The organism is Sphingomonas sp. FG14 (assembly GCF_057809675.1).
Genome location: NZ_JBMDKK010000010.1, coordinates 98,344 through 118,334 on the forward strand (window position 1 = coordinate 98,344; position 19,991 = coordinate 118,334).

Here is a 19,991-nt window from a genome sequence, read left to right on the forward strand (position 1 = left end):
AATGACGACGAATGATCCGGTCCGCCCGGGCCGGCGCGACGACCGTTGGCGGCTCGCGACGCTCATCATCTGGCTGGCTTTCGCCATCGGCCTGATTTCCTGGTATTGGGGCCGCGTCCACTGGTTCGCGCTCGGCGATACCGACGACAATATGCGGATGATGGAGGTTCGCGCCTGGCTGAACGGCCAGGGCTGGTACGACCTCCGCCAATATCGGCTGAGCCCGCCCGAGGGCTTCAACATCCATTGGTCACGCCTCGTCGATCTGCCGATCGCCGCGATCATCCTGGCGGTGAAGCCGTTCTTCGGCGCCGCCATCGCCGAACGCGCCGCGATCGCGATCGCGCCGGTCCTGCCGCTTTATGTCGTGCTGATCAGCCTGGCTCTGGCGGCGCGGCGCCTGATCGCACCCTGGGGCTTCGTGCTTTCCGCCTTCGTGCTGCTCGGTGCCGCCTCGACCCTCAGCATGTTCACGCCCGCCCGGATCGATCACCATGGCTGGCAGCTCGCCACGGTCGCGCTGATCGTCGCCGGTCTCGCCGATCCGCAAGCGCGGCGCGGCGGGGCGACCGTCGGTGTGGCGAGCGCGCTGTCGCTCGTCATCGGTTTCGAGATGATGCCGTATCTGGCGCTCGCCGGCGCCGCGATCGTGCTGCGCTGGGTGATCGACGCGGGGCAGGCGCGGCGATTGCAGACCCATGGCATCGCGCTTGCCGGCGGTTGCGCGCTGGGTTTCGCGGTCTTCGCGTCGAACGACAATTGGCGGCCGGTCTGCGACGTGCTGTCACCCCCCTGGATGTCGACGATGGTCTTGGCGGGCGGCCTGCTTTTTGTGCTTGGCCGGATTCCGTTGCACAGCCCGGTCGCGCGGCTGGGGGCGGCCATCGTCGCGGCGGCGCTGCTCGGCGGCTTCATGGCGCTGGCCTGGCCGCAATGCCTGGGCCGGCCCGAAGGCGTGTCGGACGAATTGCAGCGCGACTGGCTCGACAATATCCGCGAGGCACGCCCGATCACCGTCCAGGAATGGCGGACGGCGGCGATCATGATCACGCTGCCGGCGGTGGGGCTGATCGGCAGCATCCTGGCGCTGTTGAATGCCCGCCATGCGCGCGATACCGATCGGCTGGCGACCTGGGGATCGATCGCCTTGCTCTCGACCTGCGGGCTGGCGCTGCTGTTCTTCCAGATCCGCGCGGCGGCGGCGGCGCAACTGCTGGCGGTGCCCGCCGCGACCTATCTGATCTGGACGGTTGTGCCGCGGTTGCGCGCCAGCGGCAATATCGTGGTCCGCGTCGTCGGTGTCGCCGCGCTGGTGCTCGCCGGATCGGGACTGCTTGTGCCCTTCATGATCCGGATGGTGCCCAAGGCGCCGGACAAGCCCGCCTATGCGGCGGTGCGCAAGGCGGGCGCTTCGTGCTCGACGATCCCGTCGATGGCGCCGCTGAACAAGGTGCCGCGCGCGACCGTGCTGACCATGGTCGATCTGGGCCCGAGGCTGATCACGCTGACCCATCATGATGCGATCGCCGGTCCCTATCATCGCAATGGCACCCAGATCCTAGACGTCCATCGCGCCTTCAATGGAGACGAGGTGAAGGCGCGGCAGATCGCGCGTAAATATGGGGCGACATTGCTGCTGATCTGCCCCAATTTCGCCGAGGCGACGGTCTATCGCGCGAAATCGCCCAAGGGCTTTTACGCGAAGCTGGAGCGCGGGATCGTGCCGGCCTGGCTGGAGCCGGTGACGCTGCCGGCTAAATCGCCGTTCAAGCTATGGCGGATCAAGCCCTGAGTCGCACGGTTCAGGTGAAGCTGGCCCGGATACCGTCGATCACGAACTGAGCCGCGAGCGCGGCCAGGATGACGCCCAACAGGCGCGTGACCACCGTTTCGACGCGATGACCGAGCAGCCGCATCAGTGGCCCGGCAAGCAGCAGCGCGACCAAGGTGAGCAGCAGGATGAGGCCCAGCGCGCTCAGCACGACGATGCTCGCCTCAAGGCCCTGGCTGCGCGCCATCAGCAGCATGGTGGAGGCGATCGAGCCGGGTCCAGCGATCATCGGGATCGCCATCGGGAAGATCGAAACGTCCTCGACCGGCGCTTCCATCACTTCCTTGGCGCGTTCCTCGCGGCGCTGGGTGCGTTTCTCGAACACCATCTCCAGCGCGATCAGGAACAGCATGATCCCGCCGGCGATGCGGAAACTGTCAAGGCTGATGCCGAGCGCGCCGAGCAGCTTCTCGCCGAACAGCGCGAAGACCAGCAGGATCAGCGCCGCCACCACGACCGCGCGGATCGCCATGGAACGCCTATGCGCGGCGTCGGCGCCCGTGGTCAGGCTGGCATAGATCGGCGCGCAGCCCGGTGGATCGATCACGACAAAGAACGTGACCAGAGCCGAGACGAAAAGTTCGATCATCTTATGCCCACCGTTTCGTAAAGCACGAGCTTCCAGCCCTCGCTGCCGCGCCATTGCCACACTTGCAGATCATGCGCGCCGGGCTTGCCGGCGATGGCATGAATCCTGACAGCCATGCTGGTGTCGTCGGATCGGATCTCGCGGATAAGGCCGGTCGTCGTGAAGGCTGGCAGGACTGTCGCGCCGCTCTGCGGCATCGCACCTTCAAGCTGGACGAGAATGTCCTTCGCGAGATGTGGTTTCAGCGCCTCGGCCTCGGAAGCGGGGCGGGTGACATTCGATGGCGGCGCCTTCCGGTCCGCGTTCGAGCAGTCAGCCACGATCTCCTGCGTCTTCGCGCCGGCGGGCATGAAGCCCGGCGTGTCGCGGCCGTGATCCATCTGCCAGCGCCATTGCGGCCGGCCGTCGACGATATCGCGGCGCCAGATGGTGGTGAAGCTGCCCGTCGCACCGCCGGCCGCGCGAATCCATGGCCCGGTGTTCACCGCCAATGCCCCGTCGCACGAACGGAAAGACAGGCGCGGCCACCACATGACGGGCACGGGCGGCTCCGCCCGGTCCTTGAGCCAGGGCCCGGCGGGCACCGGTTCGGGCGTGAAGAGAATCGCCTTGTCGTCCGCGAAGGCCCGGAAAGCGGACCATTGGCCGTCGGCCTGGGCGGTGGCGGCGAAAGCGCGTTCGGCCTCGACCGCAGTCTGCGGTGTCCCCGCCGCAAGCAGCGCGAGGACGGCAGCGATCACAGCGTGCCTGCCTCGAAAGCGATTCCCGCATTCCGATGCGCGGCCACCAGCGTGTTGCGGAGCAGGACGGCGATGGTCATCGGCCCGACACCGCCGGGCACGGGCGTGATCGCCCCCGCCACCGATGCAGCCGATGCGAAGTCGACGTCACCCACCAGCTTGCCGTCGACGCGATTGATGCCGACATCGATCACGGCGGCGCCCGGCTTCAGCCAGTCGCCCTTCACCATTTCCGGCCGACCGACGGCGGCGACGACGATATCGGCGCGGCGGACCAGTGCCGGCAGGTCGCGCGTGCGCGAATGCGCGACGGTGACGGTGCAGCTTTCGCGGATCAGCAATTGCGCCATCGGTTTGCCGACGATGTTCGACCGGCCGATCACCACGGCGTCAAGGCCCGTCAGATCGCCGAGCCGGTCCTTGAGCAGCATCACGCAGCCGAGCGGCGTGCAGGGTACAAAGCCCTCCAGCCCCGTCGCCAGGCGCCCGGCATTGACGGGATGGAACCCATCGACATCCTTGTCGGGCGAAATCGCGGCGATGATCGCATTCTCGTCGATATGCGCGGGCAGCGGCAACTGTACCAGGATGCCGTCGACGGCGTCGTCGGCATTGAGCGACGCGACCAGTGCGAGCAGCGCGTCCTGCGTGGTCTCGACCGGCAGGCGATGCTCGAAGCTTTCCATGCCGGCCGCCACTGTCGCCTTGTGCTTGGAGCGGACATAGACTTGGCTGGCGGGATCCTCGCCCACCAGCACGACAGCAAGGCCTGGCGCACGGCCGGCGCGGTCGCGAAACGTGGCGGTGTGCTGGGCGACGCGGTCGCGCAACCCGGCTGCGAAGGCTTTGCCGTCGATGATCTGAGCGTTCATGCGCGCCCCCCTACAATGTCTCCAGCAGCGAGGCCAGATGCGCCGGGTCGCCCGACAGGCGAACGCGCTTCAGCCGCGCGCTTTCCCCCGACAGGATGGTGACGCTGCGTTTGGGCAGGCCGAAATGGCGCGCCAGATAGTCGATCAGCGCCGTGTTCGCTGCCCCGTCGACCGGCGACGCGCGCAGGCGCACCGCCATGCGTTCGGCGTCGCCGGGGCCGATCGAATCCTTCGACGCGCGCGGCGTCACTTTCAGCGAAAGGATCGCGCCCTCGCCGTCGATGCGCCAGCCCGTCAATCAGGCCAGCGACGCGGCGACGTTGGGAATGATGATGTTCCTCAGAATGTAGAGGATGAGGATCACGACGAGCGGAGAAAGGTCGAGCGCGCCGAGATCCGGCATCAGCCGCCTGATCGGCCGATAGAGCGGCTCGGTGAGGCGCTGGAGGGCATAGAGCAGCGAGCGGACAAAATCGTTGCTGGTGTTGATGACGTTGAAGGCCACGAGCCAGGACAGCACGGCTTGGACGATGATGATCCAAGTGAGCACATCCAGAAGGAAGGCGACGATCGAAAGCAGCGTGTACATGCGTGTCCTCTTGTGAGCCGCGGCGAACCTATCGCAAGCCGCGCGGAATGTGAATCGCGCAGCGTGCCCGCTTTGGCGTGATCCTATCGTTTCGGCTCAGCGATGCACCAGGGTGCCGGCGCCCTGCTTCGTGAAAATCTCGATCAGCATCGCATGTGGCACGCGACCATCGAGGATGACGGCGGCATCGACACCCCCTTCGACCGCTGTCACGCAGGTTTCCAGCTTGGGGATCATGCCGCCGCTGATCGTGCCGTCGGCGCGCAGACCCTGGATCGCGGCCGGATCGAGATCGGTCAGCAACTGGCCCTGCTTGTCGAGCACGCCGGCGACGTCGGTGAGCAGGAACAGGCGCGCCGCGCCCAGCGCCGCGGCGATCGCGCCCGCCATCGTGTCCGCATTGATATTATAGGTGTGGCCGTCGGCGCCGACGCCGATTGGCGCGATGACCGGGATCATCCCGGCATTGGAGATGGTGTCGAGCACCGAGCGGTCGATCGTGGCCGGTTCGCCGACAAAGCCCAGATCGACGACACTCTCGATATTGCTGCCGGGATCGCGCGCCGTGCGCGTCACCTTCTCGGCGCGGACGAAGCCGCCATCCTTGCCGGAGATGCCGACCGCGCGGCCGCCAGCGCCGCCGATCCACGAGACGATCTCCTTGTTGATCGCGCCCGAGAGCACCATTTCGGCGACCTTTGCGGTCTCGGCGTCGGTCACGCGCAGTCCGTCGACGAACTGGCTTTCGACGCCCAGCTTCTTCAGCATCGCGCCGATCTGCGGCCCGCCGCCATGGACGACCACCGGATTGATGCCGACCGCCTTCAGCAACACGACATCCTCGGCGAAGTCGCGCGCCAGTTCGGGATCGCCCATCGCATGGCCGCCATATTTCACCACGAAGGTCTGGCCCGCATAACGCTGCATATAGGGCAGCGCCTCGGTCAGCGTTTCCGCCTTGGCGAGCAATGCGGGATCGGGGGCGTGGTTACGGGTCATTCGGCAGTCTTTCCATCGAGCCGCCGTCCGATGGCGACGAACAGGGTGATGAGAAGGGGCACCAGCAGGATCGACAGCACCACCTTGGTAAGCATCTGTCCCGCCATCAGCCCCAGGATCGGGCGCTCTCCCAGAAAGGAGATCGAAATGAACAGTAGCGTGTCGATCACCTGGGAGACGACGCTCGCGATGATTCCACGCAGCCACACGAGCTTGCCCTCGCCGCGCGACAGGCGGGAGAAAATCAGCACGTTCAGCGTCTGCGAAATACCATAGGCGATCAGCCCGGCGATCATCATGCGCGCGCTCTGGCCCACGACGATCGGGAACGCCTCGATCGCCGGCGGATACATGTCGGCGTCATGCGGCAGCGCCATGACGATCTGGATCAGCGCGGCCGAGACCAGCAACGGGATGAAGCCCAGACGCACCAATGACGTGGCGATCTTCTGGCCGTGCAGTTCGGCGATCGTGCTGCTGATCACCACAAGCAGTAGAAAGGCAAAGATGCCGGCTTCAACGGCGAGCGGTCCAAGCGCCACCTGCTTGACGCCCAGCACGCCGGCCACGGTGACCATGCCGCCATAGAGCACCGAGAAAACGAACAGCGAACGCGATATCGAAACGGTCATGTCCTTCCGGCCCCCCGAGAGCGATTGGCCCGCATAGCGCGTGGAAACCGGACGCAAAACGAAAAAGAGGGCCTGAAGTCGGGGCCGTGCCGGGCAATGCCAGGCAAGAACGAATGCCGGGCGCTCCATCCATCGCCGTCAAGGATGAAGATGACGATGGATGAAGGCCGAGCTTGGCGGGGCTCGCTTCAGCGAGTCGGAACGGGCTCGTCGCCCGAATAATCGTAGAAACCCCGGCCGGTCTTGCGGCCCAGCCAGCCGGCCTCGACATATTTGACGAGCAATGGCGCCGGGCGGAACTTGGGATCGCCGGTGCCGGAATGGAGCACGCGGCAGATCTCCAGGCAGGTGTCGAGCCCGATGAAGTCGGCCAGCGTCAGCGGCCCCATCGGATGATTGAGGCCGAGCTGCACGGCGGTGTCGATGTCGCGGATATTGGCTACGCCCTCGCCCAGTGCGAAACAGGCTTCGTTGAGCATAGGCAGCAGGATGCGGTTGACGATGAAGCCTGGCGCGTCATTGGCGTGCACCACCTTCTTGCCGAGCGCCTGCGCATAGCGCTCGACGATGCCGACCGTCTCGTCCGACGTGGCGAGGCCACGGATCAGTTCGATCAGCCCCATCAGCGGCACCGGATTGAAGAAATGCACGCCGACGAAGCGCTTCGGATCGGGCGACGCCTGGGCGAGCCGGGTGATCGGGATCGACGAGGTGTTGGATGCCAGCACCGCCTGGTGGCCGAGGATCTTGCCCACCGCTTCGAAGATCGTGCGCTTCACCTCTTCGCGTTCGGTGGCGGCCTCGATCACCAGCCCGGCGGACGCCATGGGCGTGAAATCGGCCACGGGCTCGATCCGGGCGAGAATCTGGTCGCGCGTCTGCGCGTCGATCTTTTCCTTCTCGACCAGCCGGCCAAGCTGCTTCTCGATTCCCGCCTTGCCCCTCTGCGCGAGCTCAAGTTTCGCATCGGCCAGATAGACATGATAGCCGGCCTGCGCCGAAACCTGGGCGATGCCCGCCCCCATCTGTCCCGCGCCGATCACGCCAATCGCCTGCATCGAAAATCTCCCGTTTCGGATTCGGGATGCTCCTAGAGCATCGCGCGGAAAAGTGGGAACCGGTTTTCCGCATCGGCGATGCGACGACCAACAACCTGCATCGCGCGGAAAAGTGGGAACCGGTTTTCCGCATCGGCGATGCGAACCGGTTCGCCGTCTTCGTCAGGAGGAGGGGACGATGATCACCACGCGCCGGTTCTCGGCGCGGCCGGCGGCGGTGCGGTTGCTTTCCAGCGGCTGGCTCTTGCCCAGTCCAATCACGGTGATGCCGTCGCGGGGTAGCCCGCCGACGGCCAGCGCGCGGGCGACGGCCTCGGCGCGTTGTTGCGACAGACGCTGATTATGGGCGACGGTGCCAGTCGCATCGGTATGCCCTTCGACGCGCAGGCGCATGATATCGACCGCGACGAGCGCACGGGCGATGGCGGCGATGCGTTCTGCCTGGGCAGGCACGAGGCGACTGCGGTCGGTGGCGAACAGCAGTCTGTCGGCCATGCCGAACTGCCATCCGTCATCGGCTTCGGAAAAGCCCTGTTCGCGCAACACGGCCACCTGCGCCGGGGTCAGTCCGGCGGGCTGGGCCGCGGGCGCGGGGCGCGCGGGCGGCTGGCATGCCGCGAGCGGCACGAGCATCAGGGTGGTCAACGGAGCAAGGGTCTTACGCATACTTTCCCTCGGTTGATGGGCTTCAGCCGGGTTGGTTCTGGATCGGCCGGATCGGGATCGGCGCGTTGCGGACGGGTTCTGCCTGGCCGGTCTGCTTCTGGCCGTACATGGCGGCATCGGCATGGTGCATCAGCGCTTCGACGGTGCGGCCATTTTCCGGGAACACCGCGATGCCGATGCTCAGGCCGGCATCGACCGAGCCGCCGCCGGGCAGTTGGACGGGATCGGCCATGGTGATCGCGATCGCGGCGGCGGCGCGTTCCGCTTCGCTGCGTCCGGCGCACGAGGCAAGCAGGATCGCGAACTCGTCGCCGCCGAGCCGCGCGGCGGCATCGCCGGGGCGTAGCCGGCGCTTGATTCGCGCCGCCACCTCGACCAGCACGGCATCGCCGCCGGCATGGCCATGGGTGTCGTTGATTTCCTTGAACCGGTCGAAATCGAGATAGAGGATCGCGAACCAGCCTTCGTTGGCGGTCGCGTCGGCGGCCGCGCGCGCGACCTGCGCCTCGAACGAGGCGCGATTGGCGAGTCCGGTCAGCGCGTCATGTGTCGCGCGGTGCGCAAGGCTTTCATGCTCCGAGCGGATATGCGCCTGCCAGGTTTCGAGCTCCTCGAGCAGGGCGTTGAAATCCTGCCCCAGCGAATCGATCTCGTCGATCTCGGCGCGCGGCGCGCGCAGTCCGAAAGCGCGGCGCGCGCGTACCGCATGCGCGGTTTCCGCGATCGCGCGCAGCGGATTGACGATCTTCTGCTGGAAACGGCGCGCCAGGAAATAGGAGAGAGCCGCCGTGACCAGTAGGCAGATGATCATGCCGGCCAGTCCTTGCCCGATGAAGCGGACCAGCCCGCGCGCATCGGCGCGCAGGCGGATCTGCCCGATCACGCCGCCCTGATGACGGACTTCGGCGGCGATCGGTTTGGAAAAGAGCATCGCCGCCACGACATGTTCGATCAGCCGGGTCGGCCCCTGATCGTTCCGTCGCCACCCGGCCATCAGCCGCCCGTTCGCATCATGGACCGTCAGCTCGGCGACATCCTCGTTCGCGGCGAGCGGCGCGATACCCTCCGCGGCGGCGACAGTATCGCCGAACACCAGCGCCGCCTCGACGGTGTAGCTCGCCGATTTCGCGACAAGCTCCAGATTGTGCTGCGCATAGCCGCGCACCGCGACGATGCCGGTCAGCAGCACCGTGATTCCGGCCAGGCCGACCGCGATCAGCGTGACGCGGAAATGGACATTGGCCAGGACCTGGCGGATCGTGGGCAGGGTGCGGTCAAGGCTCATGTCCGCTCTCCCCGACGCGAGAGCAGCAATACCTTGGGATCGATCCGCACCGTCGACCGCGAAACCGCGTCGAGATTGAGTTCGAACGCGACGCTGTTCGCCGCGACGTGCAGGCAGAACATCGCGCCGGCCCGGCACGGCGGATCGTCCTCGTCGATGGTGACGACCGCCTGCCCGCGCGCCGAGGCGATCAGGCGGCGGCGCTCGTCCGCTTCCAGCCGGCCCAGATAGAGCGCCTTGCATCCTTCGCTGGCGGCGGACGTGCCGGTGATCCGCAGCACTTCCATCCGGCGCGGCGATCGCGCCGGCAATGTCGTGAGGCCGCCGGCGAAACGCGGCGCGCCGGCGACGCACAGCCTGAGCGGCGCGGGCTCGGTCGGCCAGCGCGCATAGCTCAGGATTCCGCTGACGACACGCGTGACCGCGACCGTTTGCCCCGCCGCGCCCTCCGGCACCGGCGTCTGCAGAAAGCCGATCGGCGTGGCATGGACGGACGCCGGCAAAGCCGACGACAACACCATCATCAGGAACAGCAAAGCACGCAAAACCAACCCCTGGCGGAGCAGCACCAGCTCCGTGTGGCAACCCCGAACATCGTCCCCACGCATCTTCCGTCTAGCCCGATGATGCGTGCAAAGCCATAGCCGAGACGAAAAGGTGGAACCTGATGGTGGTTCGGTGCTTTGGTTCAGGGAAGGGAGACTTGCATGATCGGTAAAGTCATCGGTGCGCTGGTGGGGCGCGAGATCGACCGGCGGAACGGGAACAGCGGCTTGAAGGGCGCCGCGATCGGTGCGATCGCGATGGGCGGGCTGCGCCGGCTGGGGCCGCTGGGCCTGGCGATCGGCGGCGCCTATGTCGCCAAGAAGGCGTTCGATCGTCGCCGTGCGGCGAAGCAGGGGGATGCGCCCTCACCAGATACCCCGGCATGAGCCGTCGTCAGGCGCAGCGCGTTTCCTGACAATCCTTATGCTGCCCCGTCTCAATCTGGATGGTGACGTGGTGGATGCCGAACTTGCGGCTGAGCCGCTGGCGGACCTCGTCGAGGAACTCGTCGCCGGGATGGCCGCGCGGGATCACGATATGCGCGGTCAGCGCCACCTCCGTGGTGCTCATCGGCCAGATGTGGAGATCGTGAACCTTGGTCACGCCGGGTGAGATCAGCAGTTCGATCTCCACCTTGTCGCGGTCGATCTCGCCGGGCACGCCGGCCAGCGACATCGTCACCGAATCGCGCAACAGTCCCCAGGTGCCCCAGAAGATGACGAAACAGATCGCGACGCTGACGAGCGGATCGATCCAGGCGGCGCCGGTGAGCAGGATCGCGGCGCCGGCGATGACCACGCCCGCCGATACCGCGGCGTCCGCCGCCATGTGGAGATAGGCGCCGCGGATATTGAGATCGCCGTGGCGGCCGCTCATGAACAGCATCGCGGTGCCGCCGTTCACGAGGATGCCGATGCCGGCGATCAGCATCACCGTCGTGCCCGGCACGGGTTGCGGATGCGCGAAGCGCTGCACGGCTTCGAGTGCGATCGCCCCGATCGCGATCAGCAGCAGCAGCGCGTTGATCATCGCGGCCAATATGGTCGATCCGCGCAGGCCATAAGTGAAGCGCTTGCTTGGCGGCCGCTTGGCGAGCGTGGCGCCGCCCCAGGCGACGAGCAGGCCGATCACGTCCGACAGATTGTGTCCCGCGTCCGCGAGCAGTGCCATCGATCCGGTGGTCAGCCCGGCGATCGCCTCCGCCGCGACGAACAGGATGTTGAGCGCGATGCCGATCGCGAAGGCTCGGCCGAAATCCGCGGGGGCGTGAACATGGCCGGGGCCGTGCGAATGGCCGGCATGCGCATGGGCATGGTCGTCATGCGAATGTCCGTCATGCGAATGCGCGTGATCGTGAGCCATCGAATCGAGCTTAAACCGGATTTGTCAGGATATGCTAGGACATGCGTGGCGGATTCAGCCCGCGCCCTGCCATGCCTTGATGGCCTCGATCGGCCAAGCCAGCATCAATATGTTGAGCGTCAGATTGTCGCGGATGATCCAGAGCGTCAGCAGTTCGAATCCGATGGCGAGCGTCACGGTCACCCAGACGGGCGCGCGGCGGGCAAAGGCGAAGCCCAATGCCATCCATGCGACATCGGCGACCGAATTGATCATCGCGTCGCCGGTATAGCCCAGCGCCATTGTCGCATCGCGATACCGGTTGATGATGATCGGTGAATTCTCGAGCACTTCCCATGCCGCTTCGATCGCGACCGCGAGGATCAGTCGTTCGCCGGGCGGTCGGCTGCGCATCACCAACCAGCCCAGGCCATAGAACAGGAAGCCGTGGATGATATGGCTCGGTGTATACCAGTCGGCGATATGCTGGCTGTTGCCTGCATCCAGCGCGCCATGCCACAGTTCGACGGTTCCGCACGTGCAGATCGGATTGCGCCCCATCCACAGCAGCACGCCGGCGGTGACCGCCAGAATCAGGGCGACCGCCGCCCAGTTGCGCGCGCCGATGTCGCGGATCGACGGCGCGTTCATGCCCGGGCCTCGATCATGTCCTGCAGCTTCTGCACGGTGTTCCAGTTGCGCGCCGTGACCGTGGAACCCGCCAGCCTGTCGAATACAGCGGGCGTCAGTTTCGATCTGGCCACGCCGCCGCTGCCGAAATCCACCCACAGGCCGTCGCCGACCAATTCGATGCGCTCGCCATCCTGCGCACGTTCGCGCAGCCCTTCGACCAGGCCGGATTTCAGCGGCGCGCGCGCCAGGCAGAGATGGACCATCTTCGGAATTGATGCGGTATCGTCAGCGAACGGATTGGCGTCGCGATAGGTTTTCCAGTGCCGCGCGTCGCGCAGGATCACGTCGGCGAAGAAGCCGAAACGATCCTCGATCGCATTTTCGAGTTCGGCCATGACCGAGTCCGCCGCGCCTTTCGCGCCGAAGATCAGGTTGCCGCTCGCCACATAGGTTTCGGGGGCTTCATATCCCAGCGTCTCCGCCAGTGCGCGCAGATCCTTCATCGGCATCTGGCGCTTGCCGACATTGATCGCGCGCATCAGCCCAACGAATATCGGCATCTGGCCCCCTTTTGCGACGCGCGCATTGTTGACGCGGCGCGCTCCCCACGTCACTAGCGGCCATGGCCGATCCCATCCAGTCCGACCCGCACGGCTTCAAGCGCCGCGGCGTGCTCTTCGTCCTTTCCTCGCCGTCGGGCGCGGGCAAATCGACGATCGCGCGCAAGCTGCTGGCGGCCGATTCCGGCCTTGCCATGTCGGTTTCGGCGACGACGCGTCCGATGCGCCCGGGCGAGAAGGACGGCGTCGATTATCACTTCGTCGATGTCGCGAAGTTCAAGGACATGGTGTCGAACCACGAGTTCCTCGAATGGGCGCATGTCTTCGGCCATCGCTACGGCACGCCGCACGCACCGGTCGAGGAGATGCTGGCCAATGGCCGCGACGTGCTGTTCGATATCGACTGGCAGGGCGCGCAACAGCTTCATCAGATCGCGGGTGGCGACGTCGTCCGCGTCTTCATCTTCCCGCCATCGCTCCAGGAGCTCGAACGGCGGCTGCGCGGCCGCGCGACCGACAGCGAGGAGGTGATCGAGGCGCGGATGTCGCGCGCGGCGGCGGAAATCGCGCACTGGGACGGCTATGATTATGTCCTGGTCAATGACGATGCCGAAAGCTGCTTCCAGTCGGTGAAGACGATCCTGGAGGCCGAGCGGCTGAAGCGCAGCCGCCAGACCGGTCTGATCGGTTTCGTCCGTTCGTTGACGCGCTAGGCTGCGGCGCAACCACAAATTCGGGAACGTCCGACCGCACTGATTGGTTGAACTAGCCAAGCCGCGCGGGGCAACCTAGTCTCGCTCGATCGACTAGGGGAGGCCGATATGCCCAGGATGCTGATTGGCTCGTTCGCGGCGGCGATCGCGATGTTCGTCGCCGGCTTCATCTTCTTCGCCACGCCGCTTTCCTATCTCGCTTATGGCTCGGCGGATGTTCAACAACAGGCGACGGTGCAGCAGGTGCTTGCCGCCAACCTGAAGCAGACCGGCACCTATACCATTCCGTCGGCCGCGACGGCGGCCGGCGCGGTCATGTATGGCAAGGGGCCGATCGCGACGATCCATTATAATTCGGGCGGTTTCGGTGTGGCCGATCCCGCAGTGCTGATCACCGGTTTCGTCCATGAACTGATCGTCGCGCTGCTGATGGGGTTCGCGCTGCTGACCGTTGCCGCGCGCGTTCCCGATTTCGTGTCGCGCGCGAAGCTGGTCGTGCTGTTTTCGGTGGCCGGCGGGGTACTCGCGCATCTCGGCGAACCGATCTGGTATCATCACGACTGGGGGCATTTCATCTATCTCTTCGTCGGCGACACCGCGATGCTGGTGGTCGGCGGCCTTATCATCGCGCGCTGGTTCCTGCCGCGCGCCGAACCGGGAGTTTCCACCTGATGCTCAATATCGTCTCGCTTGTGATCGGCGTCGTCGCCCTGATCCTGGCGGTGTTCGCGTTCATCCCGCTGCTGGGCTGGGCGAACTGGTTCATCATTCCGGTCGCGGTGATCGGCGCAGGGATCGGCGTGCTTTCACGGAGCACGGCCGGTCGCAATCTCAATCTGGTCGTGATCGGGATCGGCGTGATCCGTTTGATGCTGGGCGGCGGGCTCTTCTGAATTAACGGCAGGGACGCCGGCTCATCGCGCCGCGCCGCGCCTGATCGATATGCAGGTGATCGGCATGCGCGGCGTTATAGTCGGGTGAGAGGACCGTCGAGAACAGCTCGCACGCGCCGTCGCGGACGGTGCGCAGGAATTCGGCCTTTTTCGCATCGCCCTTCCAGTCGCGCAGCACGTTGATCACGGTGCCGTCGGCCAGCCGGAATCCGGCCACGTCGATCGCATCGGCGGTGGCATGCTGGCTCCAGCTCGTGCTGCCCGCGATATGACGGCAATTCCAGGTGCCGAGATGGTCGATCGCTTCTACGCGCTGGTTGAAGATGCGCCGCGCGGCGGGCTGGACGATGTTCCATTCCCACATCGCCAGCCCCGCCGCCACCGGGCAGGCCATGCGCGGATTCTCGGGCAGCAGCGTGATCCGCCGGGCGCCGCCGGCCAGCTTCAATCCGTCCTCGACCAGGCATTGATCGGCGCCGAATGGCGGGATCGCATCGAAGCGCGAGCCGGCCCGGTTGAGCAGCGCGCGGCAGAGCGCCGGTTGTTCGGTCAGCTTTGCGATCTTGCGGCCGGTGAACAGGCCGATGGGCTGGCCCAAGTCGAGCGGTGTCCATGGCACATCCTGCGGCCGCGCGCGCGAAAAGGCGTAGAGAGTGAATATCATCGCCCCTGCGATAGCCAGCAGGATGAGCATCTGCGCTGTCCGCCGGGTCTTGCGTATCGTCCGGCGGCGAGACCGGCGCATCAGGCCCGCGAGACTTCGCTGAGCGGCTGTTCGGTCACCGGATAGCCGAGATCGTCGGGAATCAGCAGATGGGGGCCGCTCTCCCGCTGTTCGACCCAGGGGCGGATCAGCCGGATCGGATAGTTCGCGCTATAGGCGGCGGCGGCATCGAAATCGGTGGCCAGTGCGAGACGTTCGAGATTGCGCCAGGTCGGGAAGATGACACGCGCCGTGCCGGCCCGAGCGCGATCAAGCACCGTATTGGCATCCGCCCAGAAGATGTGCGTGTTCTCGCTGGCGTCCACGCTGGCCTCTGGCGCGTTCTCTGGCAGGCGCGCTATGTAGAAACGCGTGTCGAAGGCGCGGGTCTCCCGGAAATTGGGGCACCAGCGCGCCCATGGCACCAGCATGTCGAGATCGAGGCGCCAGCCACCCCGCGCGATCGCCTCGCCGAACGCCATGCCGTCGACCATCGATCGACGCAGCGCCGCCACGGTTTCGGGATCGGGCATCGGATCGAATCCGATCGCGATTCCGCTTTCCTCGAGCGTCTCGCGGATCGCGGCGACGCGCGCCGCGCCATCCTCCAGATCGGCGGCTCCTGCGGCCAGCACATGGTCACCTGGGTCGACGCGTCCGCCCGGAAAGACCAGTGCGCCGGCCGCGAAACTCATCACGCTGGCGCGCTTGACGATCAGCAGTTCCGGCGGTGCGCCCTGCCGGTCGCGAAACACGATCAGCGTCGCCGCCGGAGTCGGTTGGGGATCGTTCATGCCGTTCGAGCTAGGCTCGGCGACGGACTTTGGAAAGGGGTGGTGGAGCTGAGGGGAATCGAACCCCTGACCTCTGCAGTGCGATTGCAGCGCTCTCCCATCTGAGCTACAGCCCCGCCCCATACCCGCTGGCCTTGCCGCGGGAGGCTCCCTTTAGCTTCACATTTCGGGCGATGCAACGGGCTTGATAGCGCAATGCTTTCGATCGTTTCGTCTGCGGCGGACGGTTCGTCGGCATGGCGGCACGATTGGGCGACTCATCCCGGAACTCCGCCATGAACCCTCCATTTTTTCAATGGATTGCGCATGGCGCGACGCCAGCGCTCCGCTGTTGAGGAGGTGTTCGATGGGCTATTATCGAAACGAACGCGGTTTCCGTGAGGGGCGCCGCGACGAACGTGATTATCGGGATTATCGTTTTCAGGATGATCGCGGCGCGCGGGCCTATGGAGAGCGCCCGCGCGGTTACGACCGAGACCGCTACGATCCCGCGCGAGGCCGTAGCCAGGAGGCATGGGGCGACCGCGAGCGTGGCCGTTACGGGCGCGGCGACGCGCCGGCCGATTACGACTATGACGATCGTGGCTTCTTCACACGCGCTGGCGACGAAGTCCGGTCCTGGTTCGGGGACGAAGACGCGGAACGGCGTCGCGAACTCGATGCGCGCTATGACGATCGCTACTATGACGAGGATGCGCGGCGCGGATCGCGGCACGATCCCAGCTACAATCATTGGCGCAATCGCCAGATCGCGGCGCTCGACCGGGACTATGACGAATATCGCCGGGAGAACCAGTCGCACTTCGACAATGAATTCGGGTCCTGGCGCAGCCGCCGGTCGGGGCAGCGTGATTCGTTGCATCGCGTCGTTGAGCATATGGAGGTTGTTGGCCGTGATGGCGCCCATGTCGGCACCGTGGACAAGGTGCGCGGCGATCGCGTGATCCTGACCAAGAGCGACACCGACGCCGGTGGCCATCATCATTCGATCCCGTCGGCCTGGATCCAGTCGGTCGACGACCGCGTCACGATTTCGAAGACGGCGGACGAGGCGCAAAGCGCCTGGCGGGACGAGGAGCGGCGGGGTGCGCTGTTCGGCGATGCCGATGACAGCCGAAGCGCATCGTACAGCTATGCACGCTTCATGAGCTTCTACTGATCCCGGCTTCCCCCTCCGGGAGGGATGGTTCCGTGCATGCGCAGATGCGGTACGGAACGAACGGGAAGGGCCGGCATGGCGACATGCCGGCCCTTTCTTCAAGGTCTGCGAGCGTGTGGGGCGCTGGTGTCAGATTGCGCCGCTGAAGGTGTCGCATTGCGCGGGATCGCCCGTCTCCAACCCGCGCTTCAGCCATTTCATGCGTTGGGCCGAGGTGCCGTGGGTGAAGCTTTCGGGCACCGGCCGCTGGCCTGCGGCCTTTTGCAGCGTATCGTCGCCAATCGCGTTGGCCGCGGTCAGCCCTTCCTCCATGTCGCCGGGTTCCATCAGATTCTTGTCGTTCGCCGCCCAGACGCCGGCATAGCAATCGGCCTGCAGCTCCATGCGCACCTGCAGGGCATTGCCCTGCGCGCGGCTGGCGCGCGCGCGCTCCGCATGCACCCGTTCGGCGGTGCCGGTGATGGTCTGGACGTGATGGCCCACTTCATGCGCGATCACATAGGCGCCGGCGAAATCGCCCTTCGCGCCGAAACGGTTGGCGAGTTCATCGAAGAAGGAGACGTCGAGATAGATGCGGTGATCGGCCGGGCAGTAGAAGGGGCCCATAGCCGCTTGCGCCGCGCCGCAGCCCGACTGGTCGTTATCTGTGTAGAAGACCAGCACCGGCTTTTCGTAGCTCTGGCCGTTCGCCTGGAAGATGTCGCCCCAGCGCCGTTCGGTCGAGCCCAGCACTTTCAGGATCGTGCTGCGGAGCTGCGGGTCGATCGTCGAGCCGTCTGGGCCCGCCTGTGCCGAAGGGGCCTGTGTCTGCGGCTGGGGGGCGGGTGTGCTGAGTTGGCCGCCGCCAAATGAATCGAGCCCGAACACCAGTGCGATGATGATCAATATGACGAGACCGCCGCAGCCGATCTTTCCGCCGCCGAGATTGAGACCGCCGCCGCCCATCGGAAAGCCGAAACCGCGCCCGCCGCCACCGCTGCTGCGATCCTCGAAACTGGTGCTTTCCTGTTCGTCGTCCAACCGCATGGCGCCGCTCCCCAGCCTGTGTGCGTCTCGATCCGCTTCAACGATGTGCTACTCGAAGGAGTTGCACGAAGCGAGTTATGGCGCAGCCCGTACGTTGTGGACAGTCCCTCTTGCGCCGGAAGCAATGGCCCTGCGCTGCGTCTTCTGATATTGCGCTGCACAATGGCTCGGTCCGATCCCGCTTCCAGTCGCCGTACGGCGCGCAACGCCGCGTTGCCGCTGCCCGATCAGGTCGCGCTTGTCCTGCAGGGCGGCGGTGCGCTGGGCAGCTATCAGGCCGGTGTATTCGAAGCGCTCGCCGATACCGGCATCGAGATCGACTGGGTGGCGGGCATCTCGATCGGCGCGGTCAACGCCGCTCTGATCGCGGGCAATCCCCCCGGGCGCCGCGTTGAACGGCTGCGCGCATTCTGGGATCGTGTCACCAGCGCGCTGCCCAGTTTTCCAGTGTGGCACGACGATCAGCTTCGCGAATTCCTCCACGAATGGTCGGCCGGTTTCGTCGCCGGCTTCGGCGTGCCGGGTTTCTTCAGCCCGCGCGCCATTCCGCCGATGCTGGCGGTGCCTGGCACGATGCAGGCGCTCAGCTTCTACGATAGCGCGGCGCTGGCCGGCACGCTCGACGCACTGATCGACTGGGATCTGCTCAATGACGGGCCGATGCGCTTCTCGGTCGGGGCGGTGAACGTCGAATCGGGAAATTTCCGCTATTTCGACAACCGGATCGAACGCATCGACGCGCGTCATATCATGGCGTCGGGCGCGTTGCCGCCGGGCTTGCCGCCGATCGAGATCGACGGCTGCCTGTGGTGGGATGGCGGGCTGGTTTCGAATACGCCGCTCAGCCATGTGCTCGACAACCAGTCGGGCGATCTGCTGGTTTTCCAGGTCGATCTGTTCTCGGCCGCGCACGATCGCCCGCGCACGATCATGGACGTGATGGCGCGCGAAAAGGAGATCCGTTTCTCCAGCCGTACCCGTCAGGTGTCTGACCAGTTGCTGAAACTGCGCAAGGAGCGCGAGGCGATCCGCCGCGCGCTCTCGAAATTGCCTGCCGAACTCGCCGAGGATCCCGATATGAAGGCGCTGGCCGATCTCGCGCACGAAAGCGCGGTCAATCTGGTCCATCTGATCTATCGCGCCAATGCCTGGGAAGGCGGCTCGCGCGACTATGAATTTTCCGCGCGGACGATGGCCGAACATTGGCTGGCGGGGCATCAGGCGGTGTCCGGCGCAATCTCCAAGGCGGGCCTGCTCGCGACCAACATCATCGACGGCAAGACCGCCGCATTCGACCTGTCGCCGCCCGCAGCGGCGAAGCCGGGCGCGTGAATTTCCTGAACATCTTGTCATGCTCGGGAAAGCGGGAATCCAGTCGATGTCGGGCATCATGCCCCAGCACCCCGGATTTCCGCCGTCGCGGGAATGACACCGAGATATCGAAAGGCTGACCAGAATGTTCCTCAAGGGCAAGACCGCGCTCGTCACCGGTTCCACCTCCGGCATCGGCCTCGCTTATGCCAAGGCGCTCGCCGCCGAGGGCGCGAACCTGATCATCAACGGTTTCGGTGATGCGCAGGCGATCGAAGCGGAGCGCGCGGCGCTGGCGCAGGCAAGCGGCGGTGGCGCGATCTATAGTGGCCATGATCTCACCAAGGTCGACCAGATCGAGGCGATGATGACGGAGGCCGCCAAGGCGTTCGGCGGCGTCGACATCCTGATCAACAATGCCGGTGTCCAGCACGTCGCCCCCGTCGAGGAATTCCCGCTCGACAAATGGGACCTGATCATCGCGCTCAACCTGAACGCGGCGTTCCACACCACGCGCCTTGCAGTCCCGCACATGAAGCAGAGCAAATGGGGACGGATCATCCAGACGGCCTCCGCGCATTCGCTGGTCGCCTCGCCGTTCAAATCGGCCTATGTCACCGCCAAGCACGGCCTGGCCGGCTTCACCAAGACGGTCGCGCTCGAACTCGCCACCTTCGGCGTCACCGCCAATTGCATCTCGCCAGGCTATGTCTGGACGCCGCTCGTCGAGAACCAGATTCCCGATACGATGAAGGCGCGCAACATGACGCGCGAGCAGGTGATGAACGACGTGCTGCTCGCGGGTCAGCCGACCAAGACCTTCGTCACCGTCGAGCAGGTGGCGGCGCTTGCGCTGTTCCTGTGTCGCGATGAAGCCAGCACGATCACCGGCGCCAATCTGTCGGTGGATGGCGGATGGACGGCGCAATAGCCCGATAAGGGTTTTCCGCACTGGCCCTTTCGATGGCGCCCTGTCATGCTGACTGCCGTCAGTTACGATAGGGTCGCCATGAATGCAGTTTTCCGGGGGGCGCTCATTGCCCTTCTGGTC

25 protein-coding genes and 1 tRNA gene are annotated in these 19,991 nt (G+C 65.7%); 8 read left to right on the plus strand and 18 right to left on the minus strand.

What is annotated here, in order from left to right; genetic code table 11:
- Position 1 precedes the first annotated feature (1 nt).
- Entirely contained in the window at positions 2 to 1,792 is a 1,791-nt protein-coding gene (locus ACODTA_RS21445) for an AcrB/AcrD/AcrF family protein (RefSeq protein WP_489068423.1), read from the plus strand.
- A 10-nt stretch (positions 1,793 to 1,802) separates the two neighbouring features.
- Here the strand turns inward: ACODTA_RS21445 and ACODTA_RS21450 are convergent, their stop codons facing one another.
- The 11 genes from ACODTA_RS21450 to yfiR form a co-directional block, all read right to left on the minus strand.
- Entirely contained in the window at positions 1,803 to 2,420 is a 618-nt protein-coding gene (locus ACODTA_RS21450) for a MarC family protein (RefSeq protein ID WP_489068425.1), read from the minus strand.
- Positions 2,417 to 3,160 (minus strand): hypothetical protein, encoded by a 744-nt coding sequence (locus ACODTA_RS21455; RefSeq protein WP_489068427.1) that lies wholly within the window; start codon positions 3,158 to 3,160, stop codon positions 2,417 to 2,419. The genes ACODTA_RS21450 and ACODTA_RS21455 overlap by 4 nt, the downstream gene beginning before the upstream one ends.
- Positions 3,157 to 4,032, minus strand: coding sequence for a bifunctional methylenetetrahydrofolate dehydrogenase/methenyltetrahydrofolate cyclohydrolase FolD (gene folD / locus ACODTA_RS21460; RefSeq protein WP_489068429.1), 876 nt, complete (start codon positions 4,030 to 4,032; stop codon positions 3,157 to 3,159). Before folD ends, ACODTA_RS21455 begins: the two co-directional genes overlap by 4 nt.
- A 10-nt stretch (positions 4,033 to 4,042) precedes the next feature.
- The gene (locus ACODTA_RS21465; protein WP_489068431.1) at positions 4,043 to 4,330 is read right to left on the minus strand and encodes a DUF167 domain-containing protein; all 288 of its coding nucleotides are present in this window, start codon (positions 4,328 to 4,330) and stop codon (positions 4,043 to 4,045) included.
- Positions 4,331 to 4,621, minus strand: a complete 291-nt coding sequence (locus ACODTA_RS21470; RefSeq protein WP_489068433.1) for a YggT family protein — start codon at positions 4,619 to 4,621, stop codon at positions 4,331 to 4,333.
- A 96-nt stretch (positions 4,622 to 4,717) separates the two neighbouring features.
- On the minus strand, positions 4,718 to 5,620 hold the full coding sequence (gene argB / locus ACODTA_RS21475; protein WP_489068435.1) for an acetylglutamate kinase: 903 nt from the start codon (positions 5,618 to 5,620) through the stop codon (positions 4,718 to 4,720).
- Positions 5,617 to 6,252 carry a queuosine precursor transporter gene (locus ACODTA_RS21480; protein ID WP_489068438.1) on the minus strand — a complete coding sequence of 212 codons (636 nt, stop codon included), beginning with the start codon at positions 6,250 to 6,252 and terminating at the stop codon, positions 5,617 to 5,619. The genes argB and ACODTA_RS21480 overlap by 4 nt, the downstream gene beginning before the upstream one ends.
- Positions 6,253 to 6,440: 188 nt before the next feature.
- Complete coding sequence (locus tag ACODTA_RS21485) at positions 6,441 to 7,310, minus strand: 3-hydroxyacyl-CoA dehydrogenase NAD-binding domain-containing protein (RefSeq protein WP_489068440.1); 870 nt, start codon at positions 7,308 to 7,310, stop codon at positions 6,441 to 6,443.
- Positions 7,311 to 7,472: 162 nt separating this feature from the next.
- Positions 7,473 to 7,976 (minus strand): outer membrane lipoprotein YfiB, encoded by a 504-nt coding sequence (yfiB, locus tag ACODTA_RS21490; protein ID WP_489068442.1) that lies wholly within the window; start codon positions 7,974 to 7,976, stop codon positions 7,473 to 7,475.
- 22 nt (positions 7,977 to 7,998) lie between these two features.
- Positions 7,999 to 9,261, minus strand: coding sequence for a diguanylate cyclase DgcN/YfiN (gene dgcN, locus ACODTA_RS21495; protein WP_489068444.1), 1,263 nt, complete (start codon positions 9,259 to 9,261; stop codon positions 7,999 to 8,001).
- Positions 9,258 to 9,830, minus strand: a complete 573-nt coding sequence (gene yfiR / locus ACODTA_RS21500) for a regulatory sequestration protein YfiR (RefSeq protein WP_489068446.1) — start codon at positions 9,828 to 9,830, stop codon at positions 9,258 to 9,260. Before yfiR ends, dgcN begins: the two co-directional genes overlap by 4 nt.
- Before the next feature lie 138 nt (positions 9,831 to 9,968).
- Between yfiR and ACODTA_RS21505 the strand changes: the two genes are divergently transcribed.
- Entirely contained in the window at positions 9,969 to 10,193 is a 225-nt protein-coding gene (locus ACODTA_RS21505) for a hypothetical protein (RefSeq protein WP_489068448.1), read from the plus strand.
- Between the two features lie 7 nt (positions 10,194 to 10,200).
- Here ACODTA_RS21505 and ACODTA_RS21510 read toward each other — a convergent pair whose 3' ends face one another.
- Genes ACODTA_RS21510 through ACODTA_RS21520 form a run of 3 tightly spaced genes read right to left on the minus strand, consistent with a single transcriptional unit; the run spans position 10,201 to position 12,341 of the window.
- Positions 10,201 to 11,169 carry a cation diffusion facilitator family transporter gene (locus tag ACODTA_RS21510; RefSeq protein WP_489068450.1) on the minus strand — a complete coding sequence of 323 codons (969 nt, stop codon included), beginning with the start codon at positions 11,167 to 11,169 and terminating at the stop codon, positions 10,201 to 10,203.
- A 54-nt stretch (positions 11,170 to 11,223) separates the two neighbouring features.
- Positions 11,224 to 11,799, minus strand: a complete 576-nt coding sequence (locus tag ACODTA_RS21515; RefSeq protein ID WP_489068452.1) for a DUF2585 domain-containing protein — start codon at positions 11,797 to 11,799, stop codon at positions 11,224 to 11,226.
- Entirely contained in the window at positions 11,796 to 12,341 is a 546-nt protein-coding gene (locus ACODTA_RS21520) for a DUF1697 domain-containing protein (RefSeq protein ID WP_489068454.1), read from the minus strand. The genes ACODTA_RS21515 and ACODTA_RS21520 overlap by 4 nt, the downstream gene beginning before the upstream one ends.
- Positions 12,342 to 12,403: 62 nt before the next feature.
- On the opposite strand from ACODTA_RS21520, the gene gmk reads away from it, so the two are divergent.
- From gmk to ACODTA_RS21535, 3 genes are all read left to right on the plus strand, one after another.
- On the plus strand, positions 12,404 to 13,054 hold the full coding sequence (gene gmk / locus ACODTA_RS21525) for a guanylate kinase (RefSeq protein WP_489068456.1): 651 nt from the start codon (positions 12,404 to 12,406) through the stop codon (positions 13,052 to 13,054).
- Between the two features lie 108 nt (positions 13,055 to 13,162).
- Positions 13,163 to 13,726 (plus strand): hypothetical protein, encoded by a 564-nt coding sequence (locus ACODTA_RS21530; RefSeq protein WP_489068458.1) that lies wholly within the window; start codon positions 13,163 to 13,165, stop codon positions 13,724 to 13,726.
- On the plus strand, positions 13,726 to 13,947 hold the full coding sequence (locus ACODTA_RS21535; RefSeq protein ID WP_489068460.1) for a hypothetical protein: 222 nt from the start codon (positions 13,726 to 13,728) through the stop codon (positions 13,945 to 13,947). The genes ACODTA_RS21530 and ACODTA_RS21535 overlap by 1 nt, the downstream gene beginning before the upstream one ends.
- Position 13,948: 1 nt before the next feature.
- On the opposite strand, the gene ACODTA_RS21540 is transcribed toward ACODTA_RS21535, so the two are convergent.
- From ACODTA_RS21540 to ACODTA_RS21550, 3 genes are all read right to left on the minus strand, one after another.
- Entirely contained in the window at positions 13,949 to 14,611 is a 663-nt protein-coding gene (locus ACODTA_RS21540; RefSeq protein ID WP_489068462.1) for an extensin-like domain-containing protein, read from the minus strand.
- Between the two features lie 80 nt (positions 14,612 to 14,691).
- Positions 14,692 to 15,444: an NUDIX hydrolase gene (locus ACODTA_RS21545; protein ID WP_489068464.1), complete on the minus strand. Its 753-nt coding sequence runs from the start codon at positions 15,442 to 15,444 to the stop codon at positions 14,692 to 14,694.
- Positions 15,445 to 15,484: 40 nt separating this feature from the next.
- Positions 15,485 to 15,560, minus strand: a tRNA-Ala gene (locus tag ACODTA_RS21550).
- A gap of 230 nt (positions 15,561 to 15,790) precedes the next feature.
- On the opposite strand from ACODTA_RS21550, the gene ACODTA_RS21555 reads away from it, so the two are divergent.
- Positions 15,791 to 16,603: a DUF2171 domain-containing protein gene (locus ACODTA_RS21555; RefSeq protein ID WP_489068466.1), complete on the plus strand. Its 813-nt coding sequence runs from the start codon at positions 15,791 to 15,793 to the stop codon at positions 16,601 to 16,603.
- 129 nt (positions 16,604 to 16,732) lie between these two features.
- Here the strand turns inward: ACODTA_RS21555 and ypfJ are convergent, their stop codons facing one another.
- Positions 16,733 to 17,629 (minus strand): KPN_02809 family neutral zinc metallopeptidase, encoded by an 897-nt coding sequence (gene ypfJ, locus ACODTA_RS21560; RefSeq protein ID WP_489068468.1) that lies wholly within the window; start codon positions 17,627 to 17,629, stop codon positions 16,733 to 16,735.
- Between the two features lie 162 nt (positions 17,630 to 17,791).
- Here ypfJ and ACODTA_RS21565 point away from each other — a divergent pair, with 162 nt between their 5' ends.
- Together ACODTA_RS21565 and ACODTA_RS21570 are read left to right on the plus strand one after the other, a co-directional pair.
- Complete coding sequence (locus tag ACODTA_RS21565) at positions 17,792 to 18,961, plus strand: patatin-like phospholipase family protein (protein ID WP_489068470.1); 1,170 nt, start codon at positions 17,792 to 17,794, stop codon at positions 18,959 to 18,961.
- 124 nt (positions 18,962 to 19,085) lie between these two features.
- The gene (locus tag ACODTA_RS21570) at positions 19,086 to 19,871 is read left to right on the plus strand and encodes a 3-hydroxybutyrate dehydrogenase (RefSeq protein WP_489068472.1); all 786 of its coding nucleotides are present in this window, start codon (positions 19,086 to 19,088) and stop codon (positions 19,869 to 19,871) included.
- Positions 19,872 to 19,991: the final 120 nt, after the last annotated feature.

What these genes read in the sequence shown, in the direction of transcription:
- argB (WP_489068435.1), bottom strand. Translation starts at nt 5,620, where the DNA reads ATGACCCGTAACCACGCCCCCGATCCCGCATTGCTCGCCAAGGCGGAA.
- ACODTA_RS21535 (WP_489068460.1), top strand. Translation starts at nt 13,726, where the DNA reads ATGCTCAATATCGTCTCGCTTGTGATCGGCGTCGTCGCCCTGATCCTG.
- ypfJ (WP_489068468.1), bottom strand. Translation starts at nt 17,629, where the DNA reads ATGCGGTTGGACGACGAACAGGAAAGCACCAGTTTCGAGGATCGCAGC.
- ACODTA_RS21530 (WP_489068458.1), top strand. Translation starts at nt 13,163, where the DNA reads ATGCCCAGGATGCTGATTGGCTCGTTCGCGGCGGCGATCGCGATGTTC.
- ACODTA_RS21565 (WP_489068470.1), top strand. Translation starts at nt 17,792, where the DNA reads ATGGCTCGGTCCGATCCCGCTTCCAGTCGCCGTACGGCGCGCAACGCC.
- dgcN (WP_489068444.1), bottom strand. Translation starts at nt 9,261, where the DNA reads ATGAGCCTTGACCGCACCCTGCCCACGATCCGCCAGGTCCTGGCCAAT.
- ACODTA_RS21510 (WP_489068450.1), bottom strand. Translation starts at nt 11,169, where the DNA reads ATGGCTCACGATCACGCGCATTCGCATGACGGACATTCGCATGACGAC.
- folD (WP_489068429.1), bottom strand. Translation starts at nt 4,032, where the DNA reads ATGAACGCTCAGATCATCGACGGCAAAGCCTTCGCAGCCGGGTTGCGC.
- ACODTA_RS21540 (WP_489068462.1), bottom strand. Translation starts at nt 14,611, where the DNA reads ATGATATTCACTCTCTACGCCTTTTCGCGCGCGCGGCCGCAGGATGTG.
- ACODTA_RS21485 (WP_489068440.1), bottom strand. Translation starts at nt 7,310, where the DNA reads ATGCAGGCGATTGGCGTGATCGGCGCGGGACAGATGGGGGCGGGCATC.
- ACODTA_RS21470 (WP_489068433.1), bottom strand. Translation starts at nt 4,621, where the DNA reads ATGTACACGCTGCTTTCGATCGTCGCCTTCCTTCTGGATGTGCTCACT.
- ACODTA_RS21450 (WP_489068425.1), bottom strand. Translation starts at nt 2,420, where the DNA reads ATGATCGAACTTTTCGTCTCGGCTCTGGTCACGTTCTTTGTCGTGATC.
- ACODTA_RS21515 (WP_489068452.1), bottom strand. Translation starts at nt 11,799, where the DNA reads ATGAACGCGCCGTCGATCCGCGACATCGGCGCGCGCAACTGGGCGGCG.
- ACODTA_RS21555 (WP_489068466.1), top strand. Translation starts at nt 15,791, where the DNA reads ATGGGCTATTATCGAAACGAACGCGGTTTCCGTGAGGGGCGCCGCGAC.
- ACODTA_RS21505 (WP_489068448.1), top strand. Translation starts at nt 9,969, where the DNA reads ATGATCGGTAAAGTCATCGGTGCGCTGGTGGGGCGCGAGATCGACCGG.
- ACODTA_RS21445 (WP_489068423.1), top strand. Translation starts at nt 2, where the DNA reads ATGACGACGAATGATCCGGTCCGCCCGGGCCGGCGCGACGACCGTTGG.
- ACODTA_RS21545 (WP_489068464.1), bottom strand. Translation starts at nt 15,444, where the DNA reads ATGAACGATCCCCAACCGACTCCGGCGGCGACGCTGATCGTGTTTCGC.
- gmk (WP_489068456.1), top strand. Translation starts at nt 12,404, where the DNA reads ATGGCCGATCCCATCCAGTCCGACCCGCACGGCTTCAAGCGCCGCGGC.
- ACODTA_RS21520 (WP_489068454.1), bottom strand. Translation starts at nt 12,341, where the DNA reads ATGCCGATATTCGTTGGGCTGATGCGCGCGATCAATGTCGGCAAGCGC.
- yfiB (WP_489068442.1), bottom strand. Translation starts at nt 7,976, where the DNA reads ATGCGTAAGACCCTTGCTCCGTTGACCACCCTGATGCTCGTGCCGCTC.
- ACODTA_RS21480 (WP_489068438.1), bottom strand. Translation starts at nt 6,252, where the DNA reads ATGACCGTTTCGATATCGCGTTCGCTGTTCGTTTTCTCGGTGCTCTAT.
- ACODTA_RS21570 (WP_489068472.1), top strand. Translation starts at nt 19,086, where the DNA reads ATGTTCCTCAAGGGCAAGACCGCGCTCGTCACCGGTTCCACCTCCGGC.